The 4,619-nt window shown below is 70.9% G+C and carries 5 protein-coding genes; 1 reads left to right on the top strand and 4 read right to left on the bottom strand.

What is annotated here, in order from left to right:
- On the bottom strand, nt 1–999 hold a 999-nt coding region (locus VF536_RS03545), incomplete at its 3' end, for an ionic transporter y4hA (protein ID WP_331613409.1).
- A 58-nt stretch (nt 1,000–1,057) separates the two neighbouring features.
- On the opposite strand from VF536_RS03545, the gene VF536_RS03540 reads away from it, so the two are divergent.
- On the top strand, nt 1,058–1,663 hold the full coding sequence (locus VF536_RS03540; RefSeq protein ID WP_331613408.1) for a YdeI/OmpD-associated family protein: 606 nt from the start codon (nt 1,058–1,060) through the stop codon (nt 1,661–1,663).
- Between the two features lie 24 nt (nt 1,664–1,687).
- Here the strand turns inward: VF536_RS03540 and VF536_RS03535 are convergent, their stop codons facing one another.
- The 3 genes from VF536_RS03535 to VF536_RS03525 form a co-directional block, all read right to left on the bottom strand.
- Complete coding sequence (locus tag VF536_RS03535; protein WP_331613407.1) at nt 1,688–2,881, bottom strand: GGDEF domain-containing protein; 1,194 nt, start codon at nt 2,879–2,881, stop codon at nt 1,688–1,690.
- A 126-nt stretch (nt 2,882–3,007) separates the two neighbouring features.
- Nucleotides 3,008–3,805 carry a DUF72 domain-containing protein gene (locus tag VF536_RS03530; RefSeq protein ID WP_331613406.1) on the bottom strand — a complete coding sequence of 266 codons (798 nt, stop codon included), beginning with the start codon at nt 3,803–3,805 and terminating at the stop codon, nt 3,008–3,010.
- Nucleotides 3,802–4,509 carry a helix-turn-helix transcriptional regulator gene (locus VF536_RS03525; protein ID WP_331613405.1) on the bottom strand — a complete coding sequence of 236 codons (708 nt, stop codon included), beginning with the start codon at nt 4,507–4,509 and terminating at the stop codon, nt 3,802–3,804. Before VF536_RS03525 ends, VF536_RS03530 begins: the two co-directional genes overlap by 4 nt.
- Between the last annotated feature and the right edge of the window lie 110 nt (nt 4,510–4,619).

Below are 4,619 nucleotides of genomic sequence, written 5' to 3'. Positions count from 1 at the left end.
CAGCAGCACCATGCTCAAGGGCGTCAACCCCAGCACCAGCGAGTGAGGGAACAACGGCGACAGCACCGCCACCGTCGGGATCGTCAGGCCGATGCTCGCCAGGCCCGAACCGAGCGCCAGGTTCAGGCTGGTCTGCAGCCGGTTGTGCAGCGCCGCGCGCACCGCCGCCACCGTCTCCGGCAGCAGCACCAGCATCGCCACGATCACACCCACCAGCGACGGCGGTGCGCCGATCGCCTGCACGCCGCGCTCGATCGTCGGCGCCAGCAGCTTCGCCAGCCCGACCACGCCGACCAGGCACACCAGCAGCAGCGCCAGGCTGGTGCCGGCCACGCGCCAGCTCGGCGGCGCGGCATGGGTGTCCTGGTCGTCGACGCCGGCCACCGGCAGGAAGTAGTCGCGGTGACGCACCGCCTGCACGAACACGAAGGCGCCGTAGAGCACCAGCGACACGCCGCCCGCGAACAGCAGCTGCGTGGTCGTGAACGTCGGTCCGGCCGAGCTGGTCGTGAACGCCGGCAGCACCAGCGTCAGCACCGACAGCGCGGCCAGCACCGCCAGCGTCGGGCTGGTGCCCTCGACGCGGAAGGCCAGTTCCTGATGCTTCCAGCCGCCGACCAGGATGCACAGCCCCAGCACGCCGTTGCAGACGATCATGATCGCGGAGAACACCGTGTCCCGCGCCAGCGCGTTGGTCGACTCACCGCCGGCCAGCATCAGCGACACGATCAGCGCCACCTCGATGATGGTCACCGCCACCGCCAGCACCAGCGACCCGTAAGGCTCGCCCACGCGGTGCGCGACGACCTCGGCGTGGTGCACCGCGGCAAGCACCGCGGCGATCAGCAGCACGCTCACCACGCCCAGCACCAGCGTCGAATTGGCGCCGGCCGTCAGGCCGACCAGCGCGAGGATGGCGGCCAGCGGCGCCGCCAGCGACCAGAGGGGCAAGGCCGCCGGCAGGCGGGCAAGGAGGGAGTTGGAGCGCTTCACATGCATGGGCCGAGCATAGACCACGATGGTGCGGCGACTTCCGACGCGCTACGCTCGCGACACCATGCCGACCCTCGATCCCCGCGTCGACGCCTACATCGATCGCGCCGCCCCGTTCGCGCAGGACCTGCTGCGCCACTGGCGCGCGACCGTGCACACGCATTGCCCCGACGTGGTCGAGACGATCAAGTGGGGCTTCCCCAACTTCACCTACCGCGACAAGATCCTGACCGGCATGGCCGCCTTCAAGGCGCACTGCTCGATCGGCTTCTGGCACGGCGAGGCGGCCGTCGGCGCCGACCACGCCAAGGGCGGCGCGATGGGCGACTTCGGCAAGCTGACCTCGCTCAAGGACCTGCCGCCCAAGGCCGAGCAGAAGGCCATCCTGAAACGCGCGATGCAGCTCATCGAGGACGGCGTGAAGGCCCGCCCCGCCCGCGCGACCGCGCCCAAGCCGCCGCCCGACATCCCCGACGATCTGGCCGCCGCGCTCCGGGCGAATCCCGCGGCGCACAAGACCTTCGAGTCCTTCCCGCCCGGCCAGAAGCGCGACTACGTCGACTGGATCGTCGAAGCCAAGAAGCCGGAGACGCGCGCGCGCCGCCTGGTCCAGGCCGTCGAATGGATGGCCGAAGGCAAGCGGCGGAACTGGAAGTACGAGAACTGCTGAGGCCCCGAAGACCGGATCCGGCGCTCAGGCCGGGCTCTGCGCACCCAGCTCCCAGTTGCTGTCGTGCACCTGCACGTTGTTGCGCCCGCCGTCCTTGGCGCGATACAGCGCGCGGTCGGCGCGCATGAACAGCTGGTCGGCGGTCAACTGGCCGCCCGGCTCCGCCACCGCGATGCCGGCGGACACCGTCAGCCTGAAGTCGCGCCCGTCGCCGTCGCACAACTGCAGCGTCGCCACCGCCTCCCGGATCTGCTCCACCAGACTCATCGCCCCCGAGCCGTCGGTGGCCGGCAGCACGAGCCCGAATTCCTCGCCGCCCCAGCGGCCCACGACGTCCGACGCGCGCAGCCGCGCCCGCACCTCGGCCGCGAAAGCGCGCAGCGCGTCGTCGCCGGCGTGATGCCCGTGGCAGTCGTTGACGTCCTTGAAATGGTCCAGGTCCAGCAGCACGAAAGCCAGCGGCGTGCCCTCGCGCCGGCCGCGCTCCAGCTCGTGCCGCAGCAACGCATCGGCGGTCATGCGGTTCAGGCAGCCGGTGAGACCGTCCGTCGAGGCCACCTCCTCCATGCGCCGCGCGATGCGCTCGAAGTTGGCCAGCACGAAACCGAAACCCGCGCCGATCAGCGAGATGAAGCTGAACAGGAAGGTCAGGCCCTGCCCGAGGCTGCCCTGCATCAGGTCGAGGTACTCCTCCGGGTTGGTCAGCGCATGCAGGCTGCGCAGCATCAGGCTCGCCGCGGCGGCGACCAGCGTGACGCCGACCGCGCGCAAGGACGATTCGCCGCGCCAGCCCGGTCCCAGCAAGAGGAAGATGGCCGGCAGCAGCAGGACCGCGAAGACCAGCGAGATCGCGCTGGTGCGCAGCGCCAGCGGCCAGGCCAGCATCCAGGCGGTCAGGCCCCAGGCGACCATCGGACCGCCCCACCACATCCAGCGCGGCAGCGAGCGCCCCAGCACGTGCCGGTGGATGGCCTCGTTGTAGAACACGATGCCCAGGGCGATCAGCCCGTTGCCGACCAGCGCCGAGATCCACACCGGCAGCACCACGCGCGCCGAGAGCATCGCGAAGCCGGCCAGCAGCGTCCACGATCCCCAGGTCCACACGCCGAGATCCAGATAGCGCAGCCGGCTGCGCTGCGCCGCCCACAGCTGGACGCCGAGCATCGCGAAGCCGCTCAGCAGCGCCAACATCAGCGTGGGGATGTGGATGGACGCCATGACGCAGGAGTGTAGTGATCGACGCCCGCCGACCGCCCCCCTACATCGCGGGCGTTGCCCGTTACAAACGCGTCAAACCCGCAGGATCACGGGGTCGGCGACCCGCGACATCCCGCGTCTGCCCGCTCAGGACAGGCGCTCGATCAACGCCATCGCGGCGGCCGGCGCACGCTCCTTCGCGCCGCTGATGAAGAACACAAACACGTCGCGCGCCCGCTTGGGCGGCGCGCGGTCGGCCTCGACCAGCGGCAGCCGGTCGGGCTGGCCGCCGGATTCCCAGCGCGACGCGCTGGCGGCAAGGCCGTCGAGTTCCTCCTCGGTCACCCCGCTGACGAGCTCCGAGCGCGTGCGCATCACCCGCGTGTAGACGAAGTCGGCGGTGAGGTCGGGGATGGGCGGATAGTCGTCGGACTCGGTGAACACGACACCGGCCCCGTGATCGCGCGCCATCGCCAGGAACTCCGGCGAGCGGAAGCTTTCATGCCGGACGTCGAGCGCGTGCCGCAGCGGGACGCCGGCGGATGCCTTCGGCAGCAGTTTCAGGAAGGCGCCGAAGTCGGCCGGATCGAAGCGCTTGGTGGTCGCGAACTGCCAGACGATGGGCCCGAGCTTGGGACCGAGTTCCGCGACGCCGCTGTCGATGAAACGCGTCACCGATTCACCGGCTTCGGCCAGCACGCGCCGGTTGGTCGCGAAGCGGTTGGCCTTGAGCGAGAACACGAAACCCTCCGGCGCCGTGTCGCGCCACTTGGCGAAGGTCGCCGGCTTGAAGGTCGAGTAGTAGGTGCCGTTGACCTCGATGGCGCTCAGCTGGCGGCTGGCGTACTCCAGCTCGCGCGAGGCAGGCAGGTCCTTGGGATAAAAGGTCTCGCGCCAGGGCTCGAAGTTCCAGCCGCCGATGCCCACGTGGATAGCGGTGCTCATGTCGTCGTGTCCTCCAGAAGTCGTTCGAGTCGGGTCTGTCCGCGGCGCGTCACGCGCAAGGCGCGGCTGTCGGGATCGGGGTCCAGCCAGTCCTGCGCCAGCATCGCCTGCAGCCAGGCGGCGCCGAGCGCGCCGCCCAGGTGCGGCCGGCGCTCGCTCCAGTCCATGCAGGCGCAGGCCAGGCGACGGCGGCGCGCGCCGGTGGCCGCGGCGACATCGACGCCGAGTGCGCGCAGCGCGTCCAGGCCCTCGTCGGTGAAGCGGTAGCCGCGAACCTCGTCGGGATCGGGCGTCATCCAGTGCAGGCGCAACGCGTGGTCGTGCAGACGCACGCCCCAATGGCCGGCGAGATGGTCGTAGCAGCGCCGCGCCTGGCGTAGCGCGGGCGGCGTGCTGGGCTCGAAGCGCGGACGCGGCAGGCCGGCCAGCACGAGCATGGCCTCCAGCGCCAGGCCGACCTCCGGCCCGGCGAGCCGGTAGTAGCGGTGCTTGCCTTGCGCCATGCAGCCGACCAGGCCTTGCCCGAGCAGCTTGGCCAGGTGCGCGCTGGCGGTCGACGCGGCGACGTCGCCGACGGCGGCCAGCTCGGTCGCCGTGCGCGCGTGGCCGTCCATCAGGCAGCACAGCATGCGCGCACGCACCGGCTCGGCCATGCTGGCGGCAATGTGGGCCAGCGCCTCGTCGGCGGTGGGGGCGTCAATCATGCTTCGATGCTAAGCGAAGCGTTCCCGGCGATCCATCGCGAAGATTCCCCCATGACCTCCTCCTGCCCCTTCCATTCGCCGCTGCTCGATCCCGACCTGCGCATGCGGCC

The sequence above is a fragment of the Roseateles sp. genome, from assembly GCF_036486225.1.
Taxonomy (GTDB): domain Bacteria; phylum Pseudomonadota; class Gammaproteobacteria; order Burkholderiales; family Burkholderiaceae_C; genus Roseateles.
This window is presented reverse-complemented; position numbering and strand designations above follow the sequence as displayed.